Below are 21,949 nucleotides of genomic sequence, written 5' to 3'. Positions count from 1 at the left end.
CGGTCCCAAATGTCCCGTACGGGCCACGGCCTGGCTCGGAGTCTGCGTTCCGGCGTCTACCGCGTCCGGTGTAGAAGGCCGGCGTCGTGTACTACCCGAGGAGGCGTACCGGTTCCACCTGGCGGCAGCCGACGGCCGGCCGTCGTGCGCTTAGGGTTTCAACCATGCAGATCCGAACCCCCCGGCCGCGGGGCCGCCTGCTCGCGGGCGTAGCCGCCTTCGCCGTCCTTGCCGGCGCCGGTACGTGGACCGCCGTGGCCGACGACTCCGCGCCTGCCGTGCACCGCGAGGACCGGGTGCACAGCATGCCCGGGGCGGAGATCGACACCTCGTACTTCACCAGCGGCGGAGCCGGCCGTCGCCCTGCCGTCCTCCTCGGGCACGGCTTCGGCGGCAGCAAGAACGACGTCCGGGAGCAGGCCGAGAAACTGGCCCGCGACGGCTACGCGGTGCTCACCTGGTCGGCCCGTGGCTTCGGCCGGTCCACCGGACAGATCGGAATCAACGACCCGGACAAAGAGGTCAACGACGTCTCCCGGCTGATCGACTGGCTGGCGCAGCGGCCCGAGGTGCAGCTCGACGCGGACGGCGACCCGCGGGTCGGCATGAGCGGCTCGTCCTACGGCGGCGCGATCTCCTTGCTGGGCGCGGCGTACGACCGGCGGGTGGATGCGATCGCACCGCAGATCACCTATTGGAACCTCGCCGACGCGCTCTTCCCCGACGGCGTCTTCAAGAAGCTGTGGGCCGGAATCTTCTTCTCGACCGGCTCGACGGCCTCGATGGGCGGCACGGCGCCGGGAGGCCGCCCGTCCGCCGAACCGGACACCCCCGCCGAGCCGCCCGCGCCCGACGCGCCCGCCGGACAGGCTGAGGCGGCCAGGGGCACCGGGGCGCCGGCGGTCGCGCCCGTGAACCCCGACGGGTGCGGCAGCTTCCAGCCGGCGCTGTGCGCCATGTACGAACGCGTCGCCGTCGCCGGGAAACCCGATGCAGAGGCGCGGAAGCTTCTCGAAAGCCGCAGCCCCTCCGCCGTCGGCGACCGGATCAAGGTGCCGGCGCTCATCGTGCAGGGCCAGTCCGACTCGCTGTTCCCGCTCTCCCACGCCGACGCCATGGCGAGGACGATCAGTGCCAACGGCGCACCCGTCGCCGTCGACTGGATCGCGGGCGGCCACGACGGCGGTGACCGCGAGACCGGCCGCATCGAGGCCCGCATCGGCGACTGGTTCGACCGGTACCTGAAGCAGGACGAGGGCGCCGGCACCGGCCCCGCCTTCCGTGTCAGCCGCACCGGCGGCGTCGACTCCACCGACGGCCAGGCGCTGCTGCGCGGCGCGACCGGCCCCGCCTATCCCGGTCTCACCGACGGCGCCCGGCAGTTCACGCTGACCGGCCGCGAACAGCGCTTCTCGAACCCGGCCGGCGGCACGCCGCCCGCCATCTCCGCCGTCCCGGGCCTCAGCGGCGGCGCGGGCGCGCTCTCCTCGCTCGGCGTCGGTCTGTCCCTGGACTTCCCCGGGCAGTTCGCGGGCTTCGAGTCCGGGCCGCTCGACACCGCCACGCGTGTCACCGGCTCGCCCACGATCAGGGTGAAGGTGACCTCCGACAGCGGCGAGGCCGTGCTGTTCGGCAAGGTCTACGACGTGGGACCGGACGGCAGGCAGCAGGTGCTGCCCGCACAGCTCGTCGCCCCCGTCCGGATCGAGGACGCGAAGGCCGGCAAGGAGGTCGAGCTGACCCTGCCGGCCGTGGACCACGAGGTCGACGCCGGGCACCGGCTGCGTCTCGTGCTTTCGGCGACCGACCTCGCCTACGCCTCCCCGGCCACTCCTGCCACCTACACGGTCTCCCTCGCCGGACAGCTCTCCGTGCCCACCGCGCCCGCCGTGCGGAGCCAGGCGGCCGGCCTGCCCCCGTGGGTGTGGGCGCTGCCCGCCGCAGGCGTCGTCGTGGCCGGGGCCCTGCTGCTCACCGCCCGACGCCGCACCGTCGCACCGGCCCCCGACCCCGCGCGCGCCGACGTGCCGCTGGAGATCACCGATCTGACCAAGCGGTACGCCAAGTCGGCCGACCGGTACGCCGTGCGGGACCTGTCCTTCCGTGTCGAGAAGGGCCAGGTGCTCGGCCTCCTCGGCCCCAACGGCGCCGGCAAGACGACCACACTGCGCATGCTGATGGGCCTGATCCGGCCCGACGCGGGCGAGATCCGGGTCTTCGGCCACGCGATCAAACCGGGCGCGCCCGTGCTCTCCCGGGTCGGCGCGTTCGTCGAAGGCGCGGGCTTCCTGCCGCACCTGTCCGGGCGACACAACCTGGAACTGTACTGGCGGGCCACCGGCCGTCCCGCGGCCGACGCACACATCGAGGAGGCCCTGGAGATCGCCGGCCTCGGGGACGCGCTGGCACGCGCGGTGCGCACGTACTCGCAGGGCATGCGGCAGCGGCTCGCCATCGCCCAGGCCATGCTCGGCATGCCGGACCTGCTGATCCTCGACGAGCCGACCAACGGGCTCGACCCGCCGCAGATCCGCGAGATGCGGGACGTGATGATCCGTTACGCCGCGGGCGGCCGGACCGTCATCGTCTCCAGCCACCTCCTGTCGGAGGTCGAGCAGTCTTGCACCCATCTGGTGGTCATGGACCGCGGCCGGCTCGTGCAGGCCGGGCCGGTCGCCGAGATCACCGGCGAGAGCGACACTCTGCTCGTCACCACCGACGGCGAGGTGGCGGAACCTGTCGTCGAGAAGATCGCGGCACTGTCCGGGATCGGCTCGGCCGCGCGTGCGGACGAAGGGCTGCTCGTACGGCTCGACGGAGCCACCGCCACCGAGTTGATCACCGAACTGGTGCGGCTGGACGTGCCCCTGACGGGCGTCGGCCCGCACCGCCGCCTGGAGGACGCGTTCCTCACCCTGATCGGAGGTTCCGCATGAGCGCGCCCGTGGAGACCGGCACGCCGAGCGCGGTGCTCGTCGAGTCCGCCCCCGGCTACCGTGCCCGGCACACTCTTCCGCTCCGGGTGGAGGCCGTGAGGCAGCTGAAGCGCCGCCGGACACTGGTGATGGCCGCCGTGTTGGGCGCGCTGCCGCTCGTCCTGATCGCGGCCTTCGCGATCGGAGGCACCCCGGACGGCCGGGAACGCGGCCGGATCACCCTGATGGACACCGCCACCGCCTCCGGCGCGAACTTCGCGGCCACTTGCCTGTTCGTGTCCGCCGGCTTTCTGCTGGTGGTGCCGGTGGCACTGTTCCACGGCGACACGGTCGCCTCCGAGGCCAACTGGTCCTCCCTTCGCTATCTGCTGGCCGCTCCCGTGCCGCGTACCAGGCTGCTGTGGTCGAAGCTGGCCGTGGCGCTCGGCTTCAGCGCCGCCGCGATGCTGCTGCTGCCGCTGGTCGGGCTGATCTCGGGCACGATCGCCTACGGCTGGGGGCCGCTGAAGCTGCCCACCGGCGGATCGCTGGCGGCCGGCGACACACTGGCCAGGATCGGTCTCGTCGTGGCGTTCGTGTTCGTCTCCCAACTGGTCACCGCCGCTCTGGCCTTCTGGCTGTCCACCAAGACCGACGCCCCGCTGGGCGCGGTCGGCGGCGCCGTCGGCCTGACCATCATCGGCAATGTGCTGGACGCGGTGACGGCGCTGGGCGGCTGGCGCGAAGCGCTGCCCGCGCACTGGCAGTTCGCCTGGATCGACGCCCTGCAGCCGCAGCTGGAGTGGAGCGGCATGCTCAAGGGCGCGTCGGTGTCCGTCACTTACGCGCTGGTGCTGTTCGCGCTCGCCTTCCGGAACTTCGCCCGTAAGGACATCGTGTCCTAGCAGAGCGGGGGTAAGGGCAGAGCGGGGCGTAGGGGGCGAAAGCCCCGTCCCGTTGCCGCATCGAGACCCTTCCGCAACTCCTTCGACTGCTCCTTCCGGCCACCTGGGACGTCACATTCACAAGTGCCGACGACCCGAGGGGGAGACCGGATGAAGTTCCGTACAGGGACCGGTTCGAGGAGGGGCAGGGCAGTCGTGGCGGCCGTTCTGGCCGGTGGCGTACTGCTGACGGCCGGCTGCGGGGCCGGTTCCGACAATCAGGCCACCGACTCGAGCTACGACGGAGGGCGGCCCGACGGCGCGCCCGAGCCCGTCCTGCCCGACGGCGGCAAGGGCGCGCCGAGCCGTGAGGGCGACGAGAGCGGCGAGGAGAAGCGTGACTTCGCGCCGCCGGCCGACTACCTGTCCACCTTCGCCCTCGACGTGGACACCGCCTCCTACGACTACACGCGCCGCCTCCTCAAGGAGGGCGGCATGCCGGCGCAGAGGCAGGTCCGGCCGGAAGAGTTCATCAACAGCTTCCGCCAGGACTATCCGCGGCCCGGGGGCAACGGCTTCTCCGTGACCGTCGACGGGGCGCGGCCGAACGCCGGCGCCGACGGCGAGATCAAGGCCTCCGGCGGCGACACCCCCGACTACGACGGCGACAACTGGTCCCTCGTCCGCGTCGGGCTCTCCACCCGGGCCGAGGACCGCGAGGCGGACCGGCCTCCCGCCGCCCTCACCTTCGTGATCGACATCTCCGGCTCCATGTCCGAACCCGGCCGGCTCGACCTCGTCAAGAAGTCCCTCGGCACCCTCACCGACCAATTGCGCGACGACGACTCGGTCGCCGTCGTCACCTTCAGCGGCGAGGCGGAGACCCGGCTGCCGATGACCCGCCTCGACGGCAACCGCGACCGCATCCACTCCGTCGTCGACGAACTGGAGCCAACCGACTCCACCAACGTGGAGGCCGGCGTCACAACCGGCTACGACGAAGCCGTCGAAGGCCGCAGGAAGGGCGCCACCAACCGCGTGGTGCTGCTGTCCGACGCCCTCGCCAACACCGGCGAGACGGAGGCCGAGGCCATCCTCGAACGGATCCAAGACGCCCGACGGGACCACGGCATCACGCTGTTCGGCATCGGCGTCGGCAGTGACTACGGCGACGACCTGATGGAACGCCTCGCCGACAAGGGCGACGGCCACACCACCTACGTGTCCACCGAGGAGGAGGCACGCAAGGTCTTCGTCGACCAGTTGCCCCGCCACATCGAACTGCGGGCGCGGGACGCCAAGGCACAGGTCGCGTTCGACCAGCAGACCGTCAAGCAGTTCCGGCTCATCGGCTACGAGAACCGCGAGGTCGCGGACGGGGACTTCCGCAACGACCGGGTGGACGGCGGCGAGGTCGGCCCCGGCCACACCGTCACCGCGCTCTACGCCGTGCGCCTGAGGGAAGGCGCGAGCGGCCATGTCGCGACCGCGACCGTGCGCTGGCTCGACCCGAGGACGCGGGCGCCGCACGAGGAGAGCGGTTCGGTCGAGACCGACTCGATCGACGGCTCCCTGTGGGGCGCGCCGTCGATGCGGCTCCAGATCACCGCGGTCGCGGCCTACTTCGCCGAGTCGCTGCGCGGCGGTTCGATGCCGGGCGCCCCTGGCCTGGCCGCACTGGAGGACCGGGCACGGGCGCTGGCCAAGGAGACGGAGGACGACGCGGTCGGCGAACTGGCGGACGCCATCGGGCAGGCGCACCGGCGGTCGGGCGACTGAGGCCTCGCGGGCGAGCGGTCCGGGGCCGTCGTCGACCGACCCCGGACCGCCGCCCACACATGAAACAACGGCACGTCACCCTTCGCGTCACGCCATCATGAAGGCATGGCCACCCCGCTGCTCGCACTCGCCGTCGTCTCCACGGGCCTGTACGCGGGCTTCTACCTGATCTTCCTGACCGGCATCATGCCCGCTCTTGCGCGCCTGTCCGACGAGCAGTTCACGGCCGCCATGCGGCGCATCAACGAGAAGGTGCCGCGCGCCACGTTCCTGCTGGTCTTCCTGGGGGCCGTCGGCTTCCCGGCCGCCGCCCTCTTCGTCCCGGTCGAAGGCCGGACAACGGCCGACCGGTGGCTGGTCCTCGCCGCGCTGGTCTGCGCGATCGCCGGCCATCTCATCACCGCCGCCGGCAACGTCCCGCTGAACAACGCCCTCGCGGCATCGGAGAATGCGGCCCCGCCCGTGCCCGACCGGGACGCCCGGGCGGCCTTCGAGTCCCGGTGGAACGCCTTCCACCTGGTCCGCACCCTCCTTGCACTCGCCGCTTTCGCATGTGTCGTCTGGGCCGCTGTGCCGTGAATGGGCGGGCCGCGACGGGTCCCGAGGGCCGCAGAACCGGCCCGCCGCGGGCGGCGGCCCGACCTGCTCGACGCCGGGCTCTGGACGTGTCACCCCATCCGGACCCCCGGCCGTTCGGGCTCGTCCTCGCCCTGCTCGACCGCTCTCTCCCCCGGGCCGGGGCGTGGCTGCTGATCCGCCCGAACCGCCGGGTTCCTCCGCGGCGTTCGCAGTCGGCGGGGTGTCGGCCGACCGGCACGCCCGCCGTTTGGCGTCCTGTGGCCGAGCCCGGCCGCGGCCGCCGCCGCCCCGCCTGTGCCTCGACGCAGGTGCCGCCGCACGACGACGCAGCGATGCCGCTGATCCGCTACCGCCGTGCCAGAGGAGGGCGGCGCCCCGAGTCGTGAGCCGGACGGGGCGCCTGCTGCGAGGTCGCCGTGGGGTGCGAGGCCGGCGCACGATACAAAGAAGAAATGACCGAACCAGCGCACTCCTCGTACTCCTCACGGGGGATGGACGACGTCGACGCGGTGACCCGTGCGGTGCTGACCGCGTCCCGACTGCTCGTCGCCCTCTCCGCACGCTCGCTCGCCGCGGTGGAGGACCGAGTGACGCTGCCGCAGTTCCGGCTGCTGGTGGTGCTCTCGCTGGAAGGGCCCGCGAAGCTCGTCGCGCTCGCCGACCGGCTCGGCGTGAACCCGTCGACGGCCATGCGCATGATGGACCGGCTGATCGCTGCGGGCCTGGCGGACCGGCAGGTCAACCCGGACAACCGGCGTGAGACGGTGCTGCGGCTGACGAGGGAAGGCCGGCGCATCGTCGAGGACGTGACCGCCCAGCGCCGCATGGAGATCGGCGCCATCGTCGAACGGCTCGACCCCGTGCAGCGGGCCGCACTCGTCGACGCGCTGGCCGCCTTCACGGAAGCCGGCGGTGAACCGACGGTCCCCGACCAGGACGGCGAGCTGTATCCGCTGGGCTGGTCGGACCTGGACCCGCGCGCCGGGCACTGAAAGCTCCGCCCGGTGCTGCGTGCGCCTGAGTGCCGGCGCCTGAATGCGCTTATGTCCGTCGCCCCGTACGGCGGGCGTTCCTGGTACGGACGGTCTGTGGACGGGGAGGACCCGGTCGACTCGTCGGCGTACCGTGTCGAGCTGCGTCACCGTGCCAGTGCCGCTCCCGGGCAGAGGCCGGCGAGAAGCCGGGTCCTCCACCACGGGAAGCATTGCACAGTGCAAGGGAATTTACTTCCCCTCGGCGGCTTGGTGTTCGCCCGCCCGCGGCGCACGGGGCGGTCGCACTACTTCGGCGCCACCGCGGCCTCGACCTCCGCGAGCGTCGCCGCGTCGACGAGCCCGGTGTCCTCGAGGACCTCCATGTGGTCCAGCACCGTCTGGTTCGCCTGGCGTGCGTGACGACGGATCAGGTCGTTCTGCGTGGAGGCCCTGACCTCCGCGATCGTGGCGAAGATCTTGCCGTGCGAGGAGCGCAGCAGGTTTGCGAAGAGCCGGTCGAACTCGGCGCCCTGGGCGTTCTCCATCTGCGTCACGAAGCCCTGCTGTTCCGCGGTGGCCTCATTGGGAAGCTCCACACCCAGGATCTTGGCGTCCTCGCGGACGAGCTGGTCGAGCTTGCTGTGACCGTCGAGAAGGTGCAGTCCGGCCCGCTTCACGGCTTCGCTGGAGGCATGCGTCTGAGCGAGTCGCCCGGCGGGTATCTCCCAGAGTCCGGCCTGCCGCACCTTCACGAGGAACGTCCGGTCCACCTCGGTCACCTTCTGCGGCCCCTGGGCCTCCGCGGCGGTCGCACCGGAGTATCCGGCCCCCGCATGTCCGGCACCGTGCTGCGCGGACCCGCCCGCCGCCGCGGTACCGGCGGTGGCCTCTCCGCTTCCCGTCTGGAGCGAGACGATCACAAGGGCCACCACGGCCACGGCGGCGGTGACGATTGCGACGACCCGCATCGAGACCCCGGAACGTGCTGCGCGTCGATTCGAATGCATGGATGCCTCCCGGCTCGGCATGGAGAGAACAGTTGCTGAAGGGCGCTCGGGGAGCTGATGTCGCGGCTGGCACGGCACGCAAGGGGGAGTACGGGCCCGAGCGCCGGGGTGTTCAACCCGCGCAGTCCGTACGGCCCGACGCATCGGCTGCGGGCAAGGCGAAAGGTCCTGCGCACGGTTGTGCGCAGGACCTTTCTGCCGGTACGTCGAGGCGGGGCAGTCCGCGCCATCGACCCGTAGCCGCAGGCCGGCGCCGTGAGCTCGTGGTCGTAACCCTGGCCGACGGCACGGAACCGCCCCGGCGAACCGCGGCGGCGGAGCCGGCGGTAGAGCGACCAGCATCGTGCGCTCCGTGGTGGCGCCGACTCCCGTGCCCCGTGCAAGACGAAGTCCTCGTCGCACGAGACCCGGTCGTCCAGCGGGCCGTACGCTGCCCGAACCCCCTTGCTCCACCCGCTGACCAGGAGTCCCCGCGTGACCGAGCAGCCCGGACTGTCCGCACAGCCCGAACCGCCGAAGAAGCCGTTCCTCTACGTCGTCGTCTGCGCCTCCCAGATAGCCGGCGACGTCGGCGAACTGATCACGGCCGCACAGGAACAGAGCTGGGACGTGGGCGTCGTCGCCACGCCCCAGGGCCTCCGCTTCATCGACGCCGAAGCGATCGAGACCCGGACCGGCTACCCGATCCGCTCGGCCTGGCGCGCACCGGGCGACCCACGGCCGCTGCCCCCGGCCGACGCCATCGCGGTCGCCCCGGCGACCTTCAACACGATCAACAAGTGGGCCGCCGGGATCTCCGACACGCTCGCCCTGGGCATTCTGTGCGAGGCCTACGGCTGCGGCATCCCGACGATTGCCCTCCCCTGCCTGAGCGCCGCACAGGCCGCCCACCCCGCCTATCCGCGCAGCCTGGAACGTCTCCGGGAGATGGGCGTCCTGATCGGCTCGTACCGGCCCGAGGGCGGCGGTGGCACGGACCGCTTCCGCTGGCAGGAGGCCCTGGATCTCCTTGCTGCCGCGAGCCGGCGCCGGAGCTGACGCCCCGGGGCCGGCCGGAGGAAGCGCCGTGGTCAAGCGCGTCATGGATGCGCGGCTGCCGGACGGCGAAGACCAGTGGGGCGAACTGCTGTTCGGCCCCGCGCAGCCGGAGGTGGGAAGCAGTGGACGGGCGCGTGGGAAGGTCCACGAGGTAGGGGGCTCAAGGACCGGCGCAACGCCGGCATCCCGTCGGCGCAGGTCGTCGAATGGGCGGGCAACGGCGTGCCGGTCCTGCTCGCAACCTGCGCTCGCTGCGCCTCGGGTCTCCCCCGGCCTCGGCGGCGGCGAGGCGGGGGAGACCTTCCCGGCCTGACGCAAGATCGCTGACCCGCCCCGTGAAACTTCGACACGTATTCGACAGGGCCACCAGCAGGAACCCGGTGACAGCCGGACAGTGCCGGATGCCCCTCGTGATCACCCGAGGGCGGTCCGGCGCTTACGTCTCCGCTACGCCCCGCCCGCTAGGGTGCCTCTGACCAGCGAAAAGGCCCTCCGGGGTGGAGGGCCTCTCGGTGGTGCGCGGTGTGCGCCCCCGGCAGGACTCGAACCTGCGGCCAAGCGCTTAGAAGGCGCCTGCTCTATCCACTGAGCTACGGGGGCCGGTGGCCTGGAGACCCACTCGGGTGGTCCTTGACCTTGCTGGGCACAAGGATAGGGCTCCGATCGCCTTGGCCCGGTTGCTTCACCTGCGTGGCACGATGTGGAGGTTCGGTGAAGCGAACCGATAATCGCAGGCAGGCGCGATTCGTGCATCGCTTTTGACGTCTCGCGCCGCAGGGTGTTGTGCACTCGTTATGCCTGCGTCCCACTCGCCCCATGTGTCCCGTCTGTCGGATCGGCGCGCAGAGATCGTCATACGCTTCAAAAAGCCTCCAAAATTGGGCATTCTTCGCTTGTGGTGACCTTGGATGCACGGCCTCAGCTGATCGACGCACTTTCCGCCCTGCGCGACCGTGTCGCCGCCGTGCGTCTACCGCTTCCGCTGGCCGGCGCGCCACGGGCGCGGCAGACGCGGGCCGAACTGCTCGCCCAGCTCGACGACTATCTGGTACCTCGCCTCAAAGAGCCCGAAGCGCCCATGCTCGTGGTCATCGGCGGGTCCACGGGGGCCGGTAAGTCCACGCTGGTCAATTCCCTTGTGGGGCGGCGGGTCAGCGAGGCGGGGGTGCTGCGGCCCACCACCCGTACGCCGGTGCTGGTGTGTCACCCCGACGACCACCACTGGTTCGCGGGGAAGCGGGTGCTGCCGCAGTTCACGCGCGTCTGGCTGCCGCCGCAGGACGAGCTGGAGGAGGAGCCCCTGCCCCGCAGGACGGGTGGTCGGGCCGCCGTGGAGGAGAAGGCGCTGCGGATCGAGACCGCATCCTCCCTGCCGCGCGGCCTCGCACTGCTCGACGCGCCGGACATCGACTCGCTCGTCGTCGAGAACCGGCTGCTGGCCGGTGAGTTGATCTGCGCCGCCGACGTGTGGGTGATGGTGACGACAGCCTCGCGCTACGCCGACGCCGTGCCATGGCATCTGCTGCGTACGGCCAAGGAGTACAACGCCACGCTGGTCACCGTGCTCGACCGGGTGCCGCACCAGGTGATCGAGGAGGTGTCGCGGCAGTACGCGGCGCTGCTGACCAAGGCGGGGCTCGGCGAGGTGCCGCGGTTCACCATCCCGGAGCTGCCCGAGTCGGCCGGTGGCTCGAACGGGCTGCTGCCCAACACGGCCGTCGCGGCGCTGTTCGCCTGGCTCGCCCACCGGGCGCAGGACCCGGCGGCGCGTCAGCAGGCCATGGCCCGTACGGCCGGTGGGGTGATCGATTCACTCAATGTGCGGATGCCGGAGCTCGCGAGCGCCGTCGCCGCCCAGTACGCGGCGGCCGTACGGCTCACGACCGCGGTGGAAGAGGCGTACGAGACGGAGCGCCAACGGGTGGGCAGGCAGCTGCGTGCCGGTGCCGTGCTGGCAGGGGACGCGCGGACGCGTTGGCGCGGCTACCCCCGCGACAGTTCGGCCGGCGAGCTGCTGGACTCGCTCGTCGCCAGCCTGTCGGCCCTGCTGCAGTGCGCCGTCGCCGCCGCCGACGAGCAGGTCGAGAACGCCTGGCGGCGCGAGCCCGCGGCGGCCGCCGTCCCGCTGAACCGACGGCGTGACCTGGAGGTGGGGGAGCGGATCGGTATGGCCGTACGCCGCTGGCGCCGGGTCCTCGAGGAGCTGGCGGAGGAGGAGGTGCGGGGCATGGAGCGCAACGCCGCGCCCGACCCCGAGACCGTGGCCGCCTTGCTGGCCGCGTCGCTTCTGGGCGGGCGGCGGGCGCGGAGCGCGGGGGAGCGGCTCGCCGAGCGGATCGGGGCGCAGGGCGCGCTGCGGCTGCGCGACAAGGGCAGCGAGCTGGCCACGACGTACATCGACGAGGTGCTGAACGGCGAGCGGGAGCGGCGCCTCGCCCCCCTCGACGCGCTCGAGGTCGGCCCGGAGCCGCAGGCCGAGCTGATCGCCGCGCTGTCCCTACTGCAGAAGGAGAGGTGACCGCGGGTGACCGCCATCACCGACGACCAGAACGAGACCGGTGACCGCTGGGACGACGGCCTGATCGCGCGCCGCGCCGACGGGCGGCCCGAGACCGGCGGGACGGGGGGCGAGACGGCGGACGGGGAGGGTGACGGGCCTCCGGAGGGGAGCCTTCTGGCGGGCGACGACCACCTGCCCATCGGCGGCACGTACTGCGGCCCGCTGCGGGATCGGCTCAACGCGCTGCGTGAACTGCTCGGCCTGTCGCAGACCCGGCTCGACGGGAAGACCCTCGCGGAGGCCGGGCGCGTGCTCGACGAGGCCGCGGCGCGCCAGCGGCTCTCGTCCCGCCACACCGTCGTGGCCATCGCCGGTGCGACGGGAAGCGGCAAGTCGGCGCTGTTCAACGCGCTCGCCGGGGTGCGCATCGCCGAGACCGGGCTGCGCAGGCCCACCACGTCCGCGCCGATCGCCTGCACATGGTCGGAGGGGGCGGCGGGCCTGCTCGACCGGCTCGCCATCCCGGGGCGGCTGCGGCGTAAGCCGCTTGCGGGTGGTGACGGCGACGAGCAGCTGCACGGCCTCGTACTGGTGGACCTGCCGGACCACGACTCGGCCGTCGTACGGCACCGGGAGCAGGTGGAGCGGGTGCTGGCCCTGGTCGACGCGGTGATCTGGGTCGTCGACCCGGAGAAGTACGCCGACGCGGCCCTGCACGAACGCTATCTGCGGCCGCTCGCCGGGCACGCGGAGGTCACCTTCGTCGTGCTCAACCAGATCGACCGGCTGCCGGGCGAGGCCACCGACCAGGTCCTGGACGATCTGCGGCGGCTTCTCGACGAGGACGGCATTGCGCTGGGGGAGCACGGCGAGCCGGGCGCCACCGTCCTCGCGCTTTCCGCGCTCACCGGCGAGGGTGTGGGCGAACTGCGGGAGATGATCGGGGCGTTCGTGCAGGAGCGCAGCGCGGCGGCGCGCCGGTTGTCCGCCGATGTCGATGCGGCGGCGGCGAAGCTGCGGTCCGTGTACGTCGCCGACGGCCGGACCGGCCTGGACGAGCGGGCACGTGAGGACTTCTCGGCGCGCCTCGCCGAGGCGATCGGCGCGACGGCGGCAGGCGAGGCGGCGGAGCGCGAGTGGCGCAGGAACGCGGGTCGGGCGTGTGGTACGCCATGGCTTCGGCTGTGGCGCTGGTACGAGCGCAAGCGCATGCCGGGGGCCGCGTCGGCCGAGCCGCCGGCGCCCACGGAGGAGGAGCCGACCGCACGTCAGCGGGTCGAGCAGGCCGTCCGTACCGTCGCTGACGAGGCCGCGCACGGGCTGCCCGCGCCATGGGGGCAGGCGGTACGGGAAGCGGCCGTCCGGGGGGCCGAGGGGCTTCCGGAGGCGCTGGACGAACTGGCGGCGCGTGAGGCGGCGGAGACCAAGGGGCGGCCGCTGCGGCCCGCGTGGTGGCCGGCCGCGGTCCTTGCGCAGGCGTCGATGACGCTGCTGCAGATCTTCGGCGGCCTGTGGCTGGTGGGCCAGATCGTCGGCGTACTGGAGCCGGGGCTCGTCCCGCCGGTGCTGGTGATGCTCGCCGGGATCGTGGGCGGGCCGCTGGTGGAGTGGGCGTGCGCGGCGGCGACGAGGGGGCCCGCGAGACGGTACGGGCAGGACGCTTGCCGGCGCCTGCACGAGGCCGCGGCCGGATGCGGGCGGGCGAAGGTCCTCGATCCGATCGCGGCGGAGCTCATGCGGTACCGGGAGGTGCGGGAGCAGTACGCGGCGGTCTCCGGTTCGACGAAGCCGGGGCCCGGGGCCGTGCCGGGAGGGGTGCGTACCCGTATCGGGTGACGGGGCTGTCCACATCGGTGTGCTCGTCCACAGGCGTCGGCGGGATTTCTCCGTCCGGTCCAGCATGGAGACCGGTCGCAGTGATCGGGCAAATGCAGTCGGACGGGGAGGTGACCGTCATGAACGACACCACGGTGACGGTGGTGGGCAATGTCGCCACGAATGTGGAGTACCGGGAAACGGCCACAGGGGGGATGGCGCGATTCCGTTTCGCGGTGCCGTCGCGGCGGTGGGACCGCCGGAGCGGTAACTGGACGGACGGGCCGACGAGCTTCTACACGGTCTTCGCCTGGCGGTCGCTCGCACAGAATCTCGCGGGTTCCGTTTCGGTGGGGGAACCGCTGCTCGTGCACGGCCGGTTGAAGGTGCGCGAGGAGGAAGCGGACGGCAGACGGCGGACGTTCGTGGACATCGACGCGCTGGCGGTGGGACACGATCTGACCCGCGGGACCTCGGCTTTCCGTCGAGTGGTCAGGAGTCGGTCGGACCTGGCAGAGCGGGGATCGGCGGTGCTGGACGGTGAGGCCAGGGCGCGGCCGGAACCCGTAGCGGCCGCGCGCTGAAGGCAGTTGAGATGACCGGGACGATTCCGTCGTCGACGGGACCGGTGGGAAAGCGGGCGATCAGGGTGTGAACTGACCGGCAGGATAACGATTTTGAGTCGGAATGGTTATCTGATGGCATGACCGGGGATCGGGCTGCGCGCCGTCCATAGGATTCCCGCGTACTCACGGGGCACATGAGTCTGCTGGCGAGACACTCCCCCCACGCGTCACACGCGAAAGGTCTCGCCCGGAGGGGAATTCTGCTGTGTTTGCTGTGTTCTCTGCGTCTGCCACACGCAGGCGGCGCGCCGCTCGTCGTCTCGCAGCCGTGGCGGTGGCGTCCGGTCTGATGGCCGTCGGCTCCATAGCCGGAGCTGGCGCTGCCGTCGCCGACGATGCGCTCCAGCACCAGGGCGGTGCGGTCGCCACGCTCGACGGGCTGCAGACGTACGACGAGGCGGTGCTGCACACCGACGGCAAGGATCAGGAGATCCTCGCGGGTCTCTTCGAGATGACGGTCGACGGCGGCGGTCAGCTGCAGACCTACTGCATCGACATCCACAACCCGACCCAGGACCAGGCCAAGTATCTGGAGACCCCCTGGGACCAGACGTCGCTGAACGACAACGAGAACGCGGGCAAGATCCGCTGGATCCTTCAGCACTCCTTCCCCCAGGTGAACGACCTCGCCGCACTGGCCAAGAGGGCGGAGCTCGGTGGCCCGCTCACGGACAGGACCGCCGCTGCCGGCACCCAGGTCGCCATCTGGAGGTTCTCCGACGGCGCAGACGTCACGGCGTCCGACCCGCAGGCCGAGAAGCTCGCCGACTGGCTGGAGAAGTCCGCCCAGGATCTCGCCGAGCCCAAGGCCTCGCTGAGCCTCGAGCCGAACGCCGTCTCCGGCAAGCCGGGCGGGCGGCTCGGCCCGGTCACGGTCCGCACCGACGCCGGTGAGGTCGCGGTGACGCCGCCGGCCGACGCGGCGGCCAGTGGTATCAAGATCACGGACGAGGCCGGCAAGCCGGTCACCTCCGCCGCCGACGGCAGCAAGCTGTACTTCGACGTCCCCGAGGACGCCGCGGACGGAACGGCCGCGCTCGGTGTCCAGGCGAGCCTGTCGGTGCCGGTGGGACGGGCGTTCGCCAGCGCCACCAAGAGCCAGACGCAGATCCTCGCCGGATCGAGCCAGTCCACCGTCTCCGCGAAGGCCACGGCGACCTGGGCGAAGGCGGGAGCCATCCCCTCCCTGTCCGCGAAGAAGAACTGCGCCAAGGGCGGCGTGGACATCACGGCCGGCAACAAGGGTGACGCCCCGTTCACCTTCTCGCTGGCCGGCTTCGAGCACACCATCGAGGCGGGGGCGTCCCGAACCGTGACGGTGCCGGTCGCCGAGGACCAGGCATACGACTTCACGATCATCGGGCCGGGCGGCTTCAAGAAGAACTTCAAGGGCGTGCTGGACTGCAAGACCGCGAGCGCGCCTCAGGAGCCGGGCACCGAGACACCGTCGCCGCAGCCCAGCCCCGCCTCGGCGGGCGGCACTTCCGCGGGCCTCGAGGGCGACCTCGCCGCGACGGGCGGCTCCAGCGCCACGCCGATGATCGCGGGCATCGCGCTCGCGCTGGTGCTGGTCGGCGGCGGCGCGGTGTTCTTCTTCCGTAAGAAGAAGACGACCGCGGGCGAGTGACGGCAGCGCTGCTCACGGTGACAGTGAGCTGAGGAGGGGTCCGGGACGGGGACGTGCCGGGCCCCTTTCCGTCCCGGCCGCGCGCAGGACCGTGCCCCACAGGCGGGACCGCGCTGCCCGCAGGGGGCGGGTACCGGAAGTCCGGTATCCGCCCGGTCGCCGGGCGCTGCGGGCGCGGTTTTCGTCCGGGGGGCGGCGTACGGCAAGATGGGTGTATCTGCCCACCCACTTCCTGCCGGACGGTTTCTCTTGGCTGAGTACATCTACACGATGCGCAAGACGCGCAAGGCGCACGGCGACAAGGTCATCCTCGATGACGTGACGCTGAGCTTCCTGCCCGGTGCGAAGATCGGTGTGGTCGGCCCCAACGGCGCCGGTAAGTCCACCGTGCTGAAGATCATGGCCGGACTGGAGCAGCCCTCCAACGGCGATGCCTTCATCTCGCCCGGTTACAGCGTCGGCATCCTGCTGCAGGAGCCCCCGCTCGACGAGTCCAAGTCCGTCCTCGAGAACGTCCAGGACGGTGTCGCCGAGGTCAAGGGCAAGCTCGACCGTTTCAACGCGATCGCCGAAGAGATGGCGACGAACTACACGGACGAGCTGATGGAGGAAATGGGCAAGCTCCAGGAGCAGCTCGACCACGCCAACGCCTGGGACCTCGACGCCCAGCTCGAGCAGGCCATGGACGCCCTCGGCTGCCCCCCCGGCGACTGGCCCGTCACCAACCTCTCCGGTGGTGAGAAGCGCCGCGTCGCGCTCTGCAAGCTGCTGCTCGAGGCGCCCGACCTGCTCCTCCTCGACGAGCCCACCAACCACCTGGACGCCGAGTCGGTCCAGTGGCTGGAGCAGCACCTGGCGAAGTACCCCGGCACCGTCGTCGCCATCACCCACGACCGGTACTTCCTCGACAACGTCGCCGAGTGGATCCTCGAGCTCGACCGCGGCCGTGCCCACCCGTACGAGGGCAACTACTCCACCTACCTGGAGAACAAGGCTTCCCGCCTCAAGGTCGAGGGCCAGAAGGACGCCAAGCGCCAGAAGCGGCTCAAGGAAGAGCTGGAGTGGGTCCGCTCCAACGCGAAGGGACGGCAGGCCAAGTCCAAGGCCCGTCTTGCGCGTTACGAGGAGATGGCCGCCGAGGCCGACAAGATGCGGAAGCTGGACTTCGAGGAGATCCAGATCCCGCCGGGCCCGCGTCTGGGCTCCGTCGTGGTCGAGATCGAGAACCTCAGCAAGTCCTTCGGCGACAAGGTCCTCATCGACGACCTCTCCTTCACCCTGCCGCGCAACGGCATCGTCGGTGTGATCGGCCCGAACGGCGCCGGCAAGACCACGCTGTTCAAGATGATCCAGGGCCTGGAGAAGCCGGACTCCGGCACGATCAAGGTCGGCGAGACCGTCAAGATCTCCTACGTCGACCAGAGCCGCGCCAACATCGACCCCAAGAAGACGCTGTGGGCCGTCGTCTCCGACGAGCTGGACTACATCAACGTCGGCCAGGTCGAGATGCCCTCCCGCGCGTACGTGAGCGCCTTCGGCTTCAAGGGCCCGGACCAGCAGAAGCCGGCCGGTGTCCTGTCCGGCGGTGAGCGCAACCGCCTCAACCTGGCGCTCACCCTCAAGCAGGGCGGCAACCTGCTGCTCCTCGACGAGCCGACCAACGACCTCGACGTCGAGACGCTGTCCTCCCTGGAGAACGCTCTGCTCGACTTCCCGGGTGCGGCCGTGGTCGTCTCCCACGACCGCTGGTTCCTCGACCGGGTCGCCACGCACATCCTCGCGTACGAGGGCGACTCCAAGTGGTTCTGGTTCGAGGGCAACTTCGACTCCTACGAGAAGAACAAGATCGAGCGTCTCGGCCCGGACGCGGCCCGTCCGCACCGCGCCACCTACAAGAAGCTCACCCGGGGCTGATGTCGCGCATGGCTCGTCACATCTACCACTGCCCGCTCCGCTGGTCGGACATGGACGCCTTCGGGCACGTCAACAACGTGGTCTTCCTGAGGTATCTGGAAGAGGCGCGGATCGACTTCATGTTCCGGCTGGCGCCGGGGGACGGCTCGCCGTCGTTCTCCGGCGGCTCCGTGGTCTCCCGGCACGAGATCGACTACGTGCGGCCGCTGGTCCACCGTCACGAGCCGGTGATCATCGAGTCGTGGGTGACGAAGATCAACGCCGCGTCCCTGACCATCGCGTACGAGGTCAAGGAGGCGGACGATCCCGCGAAGGTGTATGTGCGGGCCTCGACCGTCGTCGTGCCGTTCAACCTCGAGGCGCAGCGGCCTCGGCGGATCACCGCCGAGGAGAAGTCGTTCCTCGAGAAGTACCTCGACGACGCCGACAAGGCCTCCGAGGGTGCCCTCGTCGCATGAGCGTGCCCATGTCCGTACCTGTGCAGAGTCTGCGGCTCGCCGACACGAGGGAGGCGGAGGACCTCTCCGCCTTCCTCGCCCGGCTGATCCACTACGACCGCGCCGCCGCGGTCCGGCTGCAGGCGCAGGGCGAGGCGCTCGCGGTCTTCGGGCGCCCGCCGTCCTTCGAGGTGCTTGCCATCCGTACGGCGCGGCTCGCTGAGGCGGTGCAGATGGACGTCACGGTCTCCGCGGGTGAACTGCTCGAGTCGCTGGGCGCCGCGGAGTTCGCCGTACCGGGCGCGGTCACGGGCCCGCCGTGGGCGGGCGTCCTCCCACCGCGCGGCGGCTGGCGGGAACTGCCCGGGCTCCCGGACGTCTCCGCGATGCGGGGTGCGGTGGCGGCGGCCGTCGCCGAATTCCGCGAGCGGGACGAGGCGCTTCCCGCGGAGCGGCGCACACGGGTGGAACGGGACCGGATCGGCCGCGAGATCTGGTCGCGCACGGTCGGCGGGACGGGCCTGCCGTTGCGTGCGGTGCACGCAGCGCAGTCCCTCGGCTTCCTGCGGCCCGGTGTGCCGGTGGAGCTGCTGTCCGCGGGGGCGGTGTGGCTGAGGCTGCGTACGCCCTTCGGTTCGATCGCGGTCCGCACGGGCGGGCTGGGCGGCCTGCCCCTCACCCCGACGGGGCCTTGACCTGGCGGGTGGGGTCGGGCTCGCCCTTCCGGGCCTCCGGCTCCTGGAGGGAGCGCGGCAAGGCGTACCGCCCCGAGCGTTCGAGCCTGCGCACCGTCACTGGCAGCCCGTCGAAGGACCGCTCGGCCCCGCGGACGACGGCCTTCTCCGCCGCGTCGCGGCGCTCCTGAGGGACCCGGGCGGTGACGGTCAGCGCGGCGGCTGCCGCGTCCCGGCCGCTCAGGGGTGTGCCGCAGCGCGGCGTCACCGACACAGCCGCGGATTCCGTACCGGTCGCCGTCGGGGACGGGACGGAAGGCGGTCAGTCCGGGGTGTTCATCATCGAGGCCGCGGCATAGGTGAGGTAGTCCCACAGCTGCCGCTCGTGCTCCTCGGCGAGGCCCAGTTCGTCCAGCGCCGTACGCATGTGCCGCAGCCAGGCGTCGTGGGCGGCCCGGTCGACGGTGAACGGCCCATGGCGCATCCGCAGCCGCGGGTGGCCGCGGCGGTCGCTGTAGGTGCGCGGCCCGCCCCAGTACTGCATCAGAAAGAGCGCGAGCCGCTCCTCGGCCGGGCCCAGGTCCTCCTCCGGGTACATCGGCCGCAGCAGCGGATCCTCCGCGACGCCCTCGTAGAAGCGGTGGACGAGGCGCCGGAAGGTCTCCTCGCCGCCGACCTGCTCGTAGAAGGTCTGCTCCTGAAGCGTCCCGCGCGGAATCTCATTCACGTCCCCATGCTCTCAGACCCGCCGGCCGAGGACCGAGGGCCTAGGACTCCCCGGGGACTCCCGCCCTGCGCGGCATGGAGGCTCGCTTCGAGGACGGCCGCGCAGGAAAGTGGACATATGGGTCACGAGGTGGACCGTTTTTCCGAGCCCGCCGCACAGGCGCGGCGGTCGATGGTGCGGCGGATCGTTGCCGGGGGAGGGCTGACCGATCCGGCCTGGCGGGCCGCGTTCGAGGACGTGCCGCGGCATCTGTTCGTGCCGTACTACTTCACCGCCCGGGCGGGGACCTATGAGCGCCTGTGGTGCGAGGACCCGGACCCCGCACGCCGTGCCCGCTGGCTGCGCGGTGCGTACGCGGACGAGCCGCTGGCCACCCGCCTGCGCGACGGCGATCTCGTCTCTTCCAGCAGCCAGCCCTCGCTGATGGCCCTGATGCTGGAGGCGCTCGAGGTCGCCGACGGGGACCGCGTCCTCGAGATCGGTGCGGGCACCGGCTACAACGCGGCGCTGCTGGCGCACCGGCTCGGTGACGCGGCGGTGACGACCATCGACCTGGACCCCGAGATCACCGAGTCCGCCCGCGTACATCTCGCGGCCGCCGGCCACCGGCCCACCGTGGTCACCGGCGACGGAGCACGCGGCTGCCCCGAACGCGCCCCCTTCGACCGCATCATCGCGACGTGCACCCTGGCGTCGGTGCCGTCGGCCTGGCCCGCCCAGTGCAACGACGGAGCGCGGATCGTCGCACCGCTGTCGACGGGGATCATCGCCCTGCGGGTCGGCCACGGCGCAGGCGGCCGCACCGCTGAGGGACGCTTCCTGCACACGTCGGCGTACTTCGTGCCGCTGCGCGGAGGGGCCGTGCCCGAGGAGACGCCGGCCGGCGGTCTGCCGAGGCGGGCAATCGAGAACGACCTCTTCCGCTTCCTGCTGAGCCTGAGCGCGGGCTCGCTCGACGCGCGCGAGGCGCTGTCCCTGTGGGAACGGGAACACCGCCCCGACCGCAACCGCTTCGGGGTCACGGTCAGCGGCGAACACCAGTGGGCGTGGCTGGACGACCCCGCGGGACCCTATGTCTGGCCCCTCGGGTCGCCCGGCGTCTGAACGCTCGCGGCGCGCGCCGCGTATCCATGGTTGTCGGCAGCAGGATCGCCGCCGCCGCGGCTGGGTCTCTCAGCCGCGGCGGACGGTGATCGTCGTCCAGGCGCCGACGTGCACCCGGTCGCCGTCGTTCAACGGGACCGGGACGTACGGCTGGATCGGCTCCTCGGCCCCGTTGAGCGTGGTGCCGTTGGTCGAGTTCTGGTCGACGACCGCCCAGGATCCGTCCGGCTGCTGCACCAGCACCGCATGCTGGTGCGAGACACCCGGGTCCTCCGGAGGCACCGACAGATCGATGTCGGGGGACTCGCCCGTCGACTGCCGGCGGCGGCCGATGGTGATCTGACCTCCGGTGAGCGGCAGTTGCTGCTCGGGCGAGAACGCAGGCAGATTGAGCCCGGTGGCCTCGGGGCCGCTGCGCTGCATCATCGCCATGAAGTACTCGCGGTCCGGCCCGATCACGGCCGTCCAGCCCACCGGAGCGGCATCGGGCCGTGGAGCCTGCGGCCGACCGGGGTGCGTGCCCTGCATGCCGGGGCCCTGGTGGTGCTGCGGGGGCATCGGCTGCTGCGGGAACGACGGCGGCCCCTGGTGGCCCTGCGGACCACCCGGGTGACCCTGCGGTCCCGGCGGAGGCGGGGGCGACTGGGTACGGGAGGGCGGGGGGAGCATCCAGTCGTCGCCACCGGTGTGCTGGGGCTGCGGTGGCGCGGGCGGCGGCTGCTGGAAGGCCGGGGGGGCCGGCGGTCCGGGCTGCTGGAAGGCCGGTGGCGCCGGCGGTCCGGGCTGCTGCGGGAACGGCGACGGCGGAGGCGGCGGACCGCCCTGCGGCTGGAAGGCACCGGGCGGCGGCTGGTGGTGCCCGGGCGGCTCCTGCTCCAGCGGCTCCGCCGGCCGGTTCATCTGCGAGGGACGCGAGCCCTGGTACTCGAAGGGATCATGCTGCTGCCGCGCCGGCGCCGGAGGAGGCGGGCCGTGCTGCGCCGGCGGGGCGGACGGGCCCGGCTGGGACTGGAAGCCCGGCGGGAGGTTCAGCCCGCCCTGCGGCTGGGGCGGAGCCACGGGCGTGTACGACGTCGCCGTGTGCGTGAGGAAGTTGTACCGGCACTCCTCGCAGAACGGGGCCATGGCCTCGCGCGGGGTGCGGCACTGGGGGCAGAGCTCCGCCTGGGCCGTGGCGTTCGGATCGCCCGGGCCGGGATAGCCGTAGCCGGGCGGCGGCGGTGGAGGCGGCGGTACGGCACCCGCGGGCGCGCCGGGAGGAGCCATGCGGTGGCCGCAGACCTCGCACCAGTCGTCGGATCCCGACTGGTGTCCGTTCGGGCAGGTCGGCATGTCGGCGCTTCCCCCTC

18 protein-coding genes and 1 tRNA gene are annotated in these 21,949 nt (G+C 71.9%); 14 read left to right on the top strand and 5 right to left on the bottom strand.

Annotated elements, in window-relative coordinates; genetic code table 11:
* The first annotated feature begins 164 nt into the window (after positions 1-164).
* The 5 genes from IE198_RS05780 (at position 165) to IE198_RS05760 (ending at position 7,149) form a co-directional block, all read left to right on the top strand.
* The gene (locus tag IE198_RS05780) at positions 165-2,936 is read left to right on the top strand and encodes an alpha/beta fold hydrolase (RefSeq protein ID WP_189883301.1); all 2,772 of its coding nucleotides are present in this window, start codon (positions 165-167) and stop codon (positions 2,934-2,936) included.
* Positions 2,933-3,820: an ABC transporter permease gene (locus tag IE198_RS05775; RefSeq protein ID WP_189883297.1), complete on the top strand. Its 888-nt coding sequence runs from the start codon at positions 2,933-2,935 to the stop codon at positions 3,818-3,820. Before IE198_RS05780 ends, IE198_RS05775 begins: the two co-directional genes overlap by 4 nt.
* Before the next feature lie 150 nt (positions 3,821-3,970).
* The gene (locus IE198_RS05770) at positions 3,971-5,578 is read left to right on the top strand and encodes a vWA domain-containing protein (protein ID WP_189883293.1); all 1,608 of its coding nucleotides are present in this window, start codon (positions 3,971-3,973) and stop codon (positions 5,576-5,578) included.
* Positions 5,579-5,683: 105 nt separating this feature from the next.
* Positions 5,684-6,157: an anthrone oxygenase family protein gene (locus IE198_RS05765; protein ID WP_189883291.1), complete on the top strand. Its 474-nt coding sequence runs from the start codon at positions 5,684-5,686 to the stop codon at positions 6,155-6,157.
* Between the two features lie 491 nt (positions 6,158-6,648).
* Positions 6,649-7,149: a MarR family winged helix-turn-helix transcriptional regulator gene (locus IE198_RS05760; RefSeq protein WP_189883700.1), complete on the top strand. Its 501-nt coding sequence runs from the start codon at positions 6,649-6,651 to the stop codon at positions 7,147-7,149.
* 287 nt (positions 7,150-7,436) lie between these two features.
* On the opposite strand, the gene IE198_RS05755 is transcribed toward IE198_RS05760, so the two are convergent.
* Positions 7,437-8,138: a DUF4142 domain-containing protein gene (locus IE198_RS05755; RefSeq protein ID WP_229833759.1), complete on the bottom strand. Its 702-nt coding sequence runs from the start codon at positions 8,136-8,138 to the stop codon at positions 7,437-7,439.
* Between the two features lie 492 nt (positions 8,139-8,630).
* Here IE198_RS05755 and IE198_RS05750 point away from each other — a divergent pair, with 492 nt between their 5' ends.
* Positions 8,631-9,176 carry a flavoprotein gene (locus IE198_RS05750; RefSeq protein ID WP_189883696.1) on the top strand — a complete coding sequence of 182 codons (546 nt, stop codon included), beginning with the start codon at positions 8,631-8,633 and terminating at the stop codon, positions 9,174-9,176.
* 527 nt (positions 9,177-9,703) lie between these two features.
* Here the strand turns inward: IE198_RS05750 and IE198_RS05745 are convergent.
* Positions 9,704-9,776 (bottom strand) — tRNA-Arg (locus IE198_RS05745).
* Positions 9,777-10,080: 304 nt separating this feature from the next.
* Here IE198_RS05745 and IE198_RS05740 point away from each other — a divergent pair.
* The 7 genes from IE198_RS05740 (at position 10,081) to IE198_RS05710 (ending at position 18,790) form a co-directional block, all read left to right on the top strand.
* Positions 10,081-11,694: a dynamin family protein gene (locus IE198_RS05740; protein WP_189883694.1), complete on the top strand. Its 1,614-nt coding sequence runs from the start codon at positions 10,081-10,083 to the stop codon at positions 11,692-11,694.
* A gap of 6 nt (positions 11,695-11,700) precedes the next feature.
* Positions 11,701-13,512 carry a YfjP family GTPase gene (locus IE198_RS05735; RefSeq protein WP_189883289.1) on the top strand — a complete coding sequence of 604 codons (1,812 nt, stop codon included), beginning with the start codon at positions 11,701-11,703 and terminating at the stop codon, positions 13,510-13,512.
* Positions 13,513-13,631: 119 nt separating this feature from the next.
* Entirely contained in the window at positions 13,632-14,075 is a 444-nt protein-coding gene (locus IE198_RS05730; RefSeq protein ID WP_189883288.1) for a single-stranded DNA-binding protein, read from the top strand.
* A 256-nt stretch (positions 14,076-14,331) separates the two neighbouring features.
* Positions 14,332-15,744: a Cys-Gln thioester bond-forming surface protein gene (locus tag IE198_RS05725; RefSeq protein ID WP_229833758.1), complete on the top strand. Its 1,413-nt coding sequence runs from the start codon at positions 14,332-14,334 to the stop codon at positions 15,742-15,744.
* Between the two features lie 249 nt (positions 15,745-15,993).
* Entirely contained in the window at positions 15,994-17,658 is a 1,665-nt protein-coding gene (gene ettA / locus IE198_RS05720) for an energy-dependent translational throttle protein EttA (protein ID WP_189883286.1), read from the top strand.
* An 8-nt stretch (positions 17,659-17,666) separates the two neighbouring features.
* A complete protein-coding gene (locus IE198_RS05715) occupies positions 17,667-18,116 on the top strand; it encodes an acyl-CoA thioesterase (RefSeq protein ID WP_189883284.1) in 450 nt (149 codons plus the stop codon).
* 8 nt (positions 18,117-18,124) lie between these two features.
* Positions 18,125-18,790 carry a DUF8010 domain-containing protein gene (locus tag IE198_RS05710; RefSeq protein WP_189883282.1) on the top strand — a complete coding sequence of 222 codons (666 nt, stop codon included), beginning with the start codon at positions 18,125-18,127 and terminating at the stop codon, positions 18,788-18,790.
* On the opposite strand, the gene IE198_RS05705 is transcribed toward IE198_RS05710, so the two are convergent.
* Entirely contained in the window at positions 18,771-19,043 is a 273-nt protein-coding gene (locus IE198_RS05705; RefSeq protein ID WP_189883279.1) for a hypothetical protein, read from the bottom strand. The two genes, IE198_RS05710 and IE198_RS05705, sit on opposite strands and share 20 nt — an antisense overlap.
* A 48-nt stretch (positions 19,044-19,091) precedes the next feature.
* A complete protein-coding gene (locus tag IE198_RS05700) occupies positions 19,092-19,496 on the bottom strand; it encodes a globin (RefSeq protein WP_189883276.1) in 405 nt (134 codons plus the stop codon).
* Between the two features lie 117 nt (positions 19,497-19,613).
* On the opposite strand from IE198_RS05700, the gene IE198_RS05695 reads away from it, so the two are divergent.
* Positions 19,614-20,600: a methyltransferase domain-containing protein gene (locus IE198_RS05695; RefSeq protein WP_189883273.1), complete on the top strand. Its 987-nt coding sequence runs from the start codon at positions 19,614-19,616 to the stop codon at positions 20,598-20,600.
* A gap of 69 nt (positions 20,601-20,669) precedes the next feature.
* On the opposite strand, the gene IE198_RS05690 is transcribed toward IE198_RS05695, so the two are convergent.
* On the bottom strand, positions 20,670-21,932 hold the full coding sequence (locus IE198_RS05690; protein ID WP_189883269.1) for an FHA domain-containing protein: 1,263 nt from the start codon (positions 21,930-21,932) through the stop codon (positions 20,670-20,672).
* Between the last annotated feature and the right edge of the window lie 17 nt (positions 21,933-21,949).

The sequence above is a fragment of the Streptomyces xantholiticus genome, from assembly GCF_014651015.1.
Lineage (GTDB): Bacteria > Actinomycetota > Actinomycetes > Streptomycetales > Streptomycetaceae > Streptomyces > Streptomyces xantholiticus.
Note: the sequence above shows the minus strand (reverse complement) of the source record. Positions and strands in the feature narration are given on the sequence as shown.

What these genes read in the sequence shown, in the direction of transcription:
- IE198_RS05730 (WP_189883288.1), top strand. Translation starts at nt 13,632, where the DNA reads ATGAACGACACCACGGTGACGGTGGTGGGCAATGTCGCCACGAATGTG.
- IE198_RS05690 (WP_189883269.1), bottom strand. Translation starts at nt 21,932, where the DNA reads ATGCCGACCTGCCCGAACGGACACCAGTCGGGATCCGACGACTGGTGC.
- IE198_RS05710 (WP_189883282.1), top strand. Translation starts at nt 18,125, where the DNA reads ATGTCCGTACCTGTGCAGAGTCTGCGGCTCGCCGACACGAGGGAGGCG.
- IE198_RS05755 (WP_229833759.1), bottom strand. Translation starts at nt 8,138, where the DNA reads ATGCATTCGAATCGACGCGCAGCACGTTCCGGGGTCTCGATGCGGGTC.
- IE198_RS05780 (WP_189883301.1), top strand. Translation starts at nt 165, where the DNA reads ATGCAGATCCGAACCCCCCGGCCGCGGGGCCGCCTGCTCGCGGGCGTA.
- IE198_RS05695 (WP_189883273.1), top strand. Translation starts at nt 19,614, where the DNA reads ATGGGTCACGAGGTGGACCGTTTTTCCGAGCCCGCCGCACAGGCGCGG.
- IE198_RS05775 (WP_189883297.1), top strand. Translation starts at nt 2,933, where the DNA reads ATGAGCGCGCCCGTGGAGACCGGCACGCCGAGCGCGGTGCTCGTCGAG.
- IE198_RS05770 (WP_189883293.1), top strand. Translation starts at nt 3,971, where the DNA reads ATGAAGTTCCGTACAGGGACCGGTTCGAGGAGGGGCAGGGCAGTCGTG.
- IE198_RS05760 (WP_189883700.1), top strand. Translation starts at nt 6,649, where the DNA reads ATGGACGACGTCGACGCGGTGACCCGTGCGGTGCTGACCGCGTCCCGA.
- IE198_RS05765 (WP_189883291.1), top strand. Translation starts at nt 5,684, where the DNA reads ATGGCCACCCCGCTGCTCGCACTCGCCGTCGTCTCCACGGGCCTGTAC.
- IE198_RS05715 (WP_189883284.1), top strand. Translation starts at nt 17,667, where the DNA reads ATGGCTCGTCACATCTACCACTGCCCGCTCCGCTGGTCGGACATGGAC.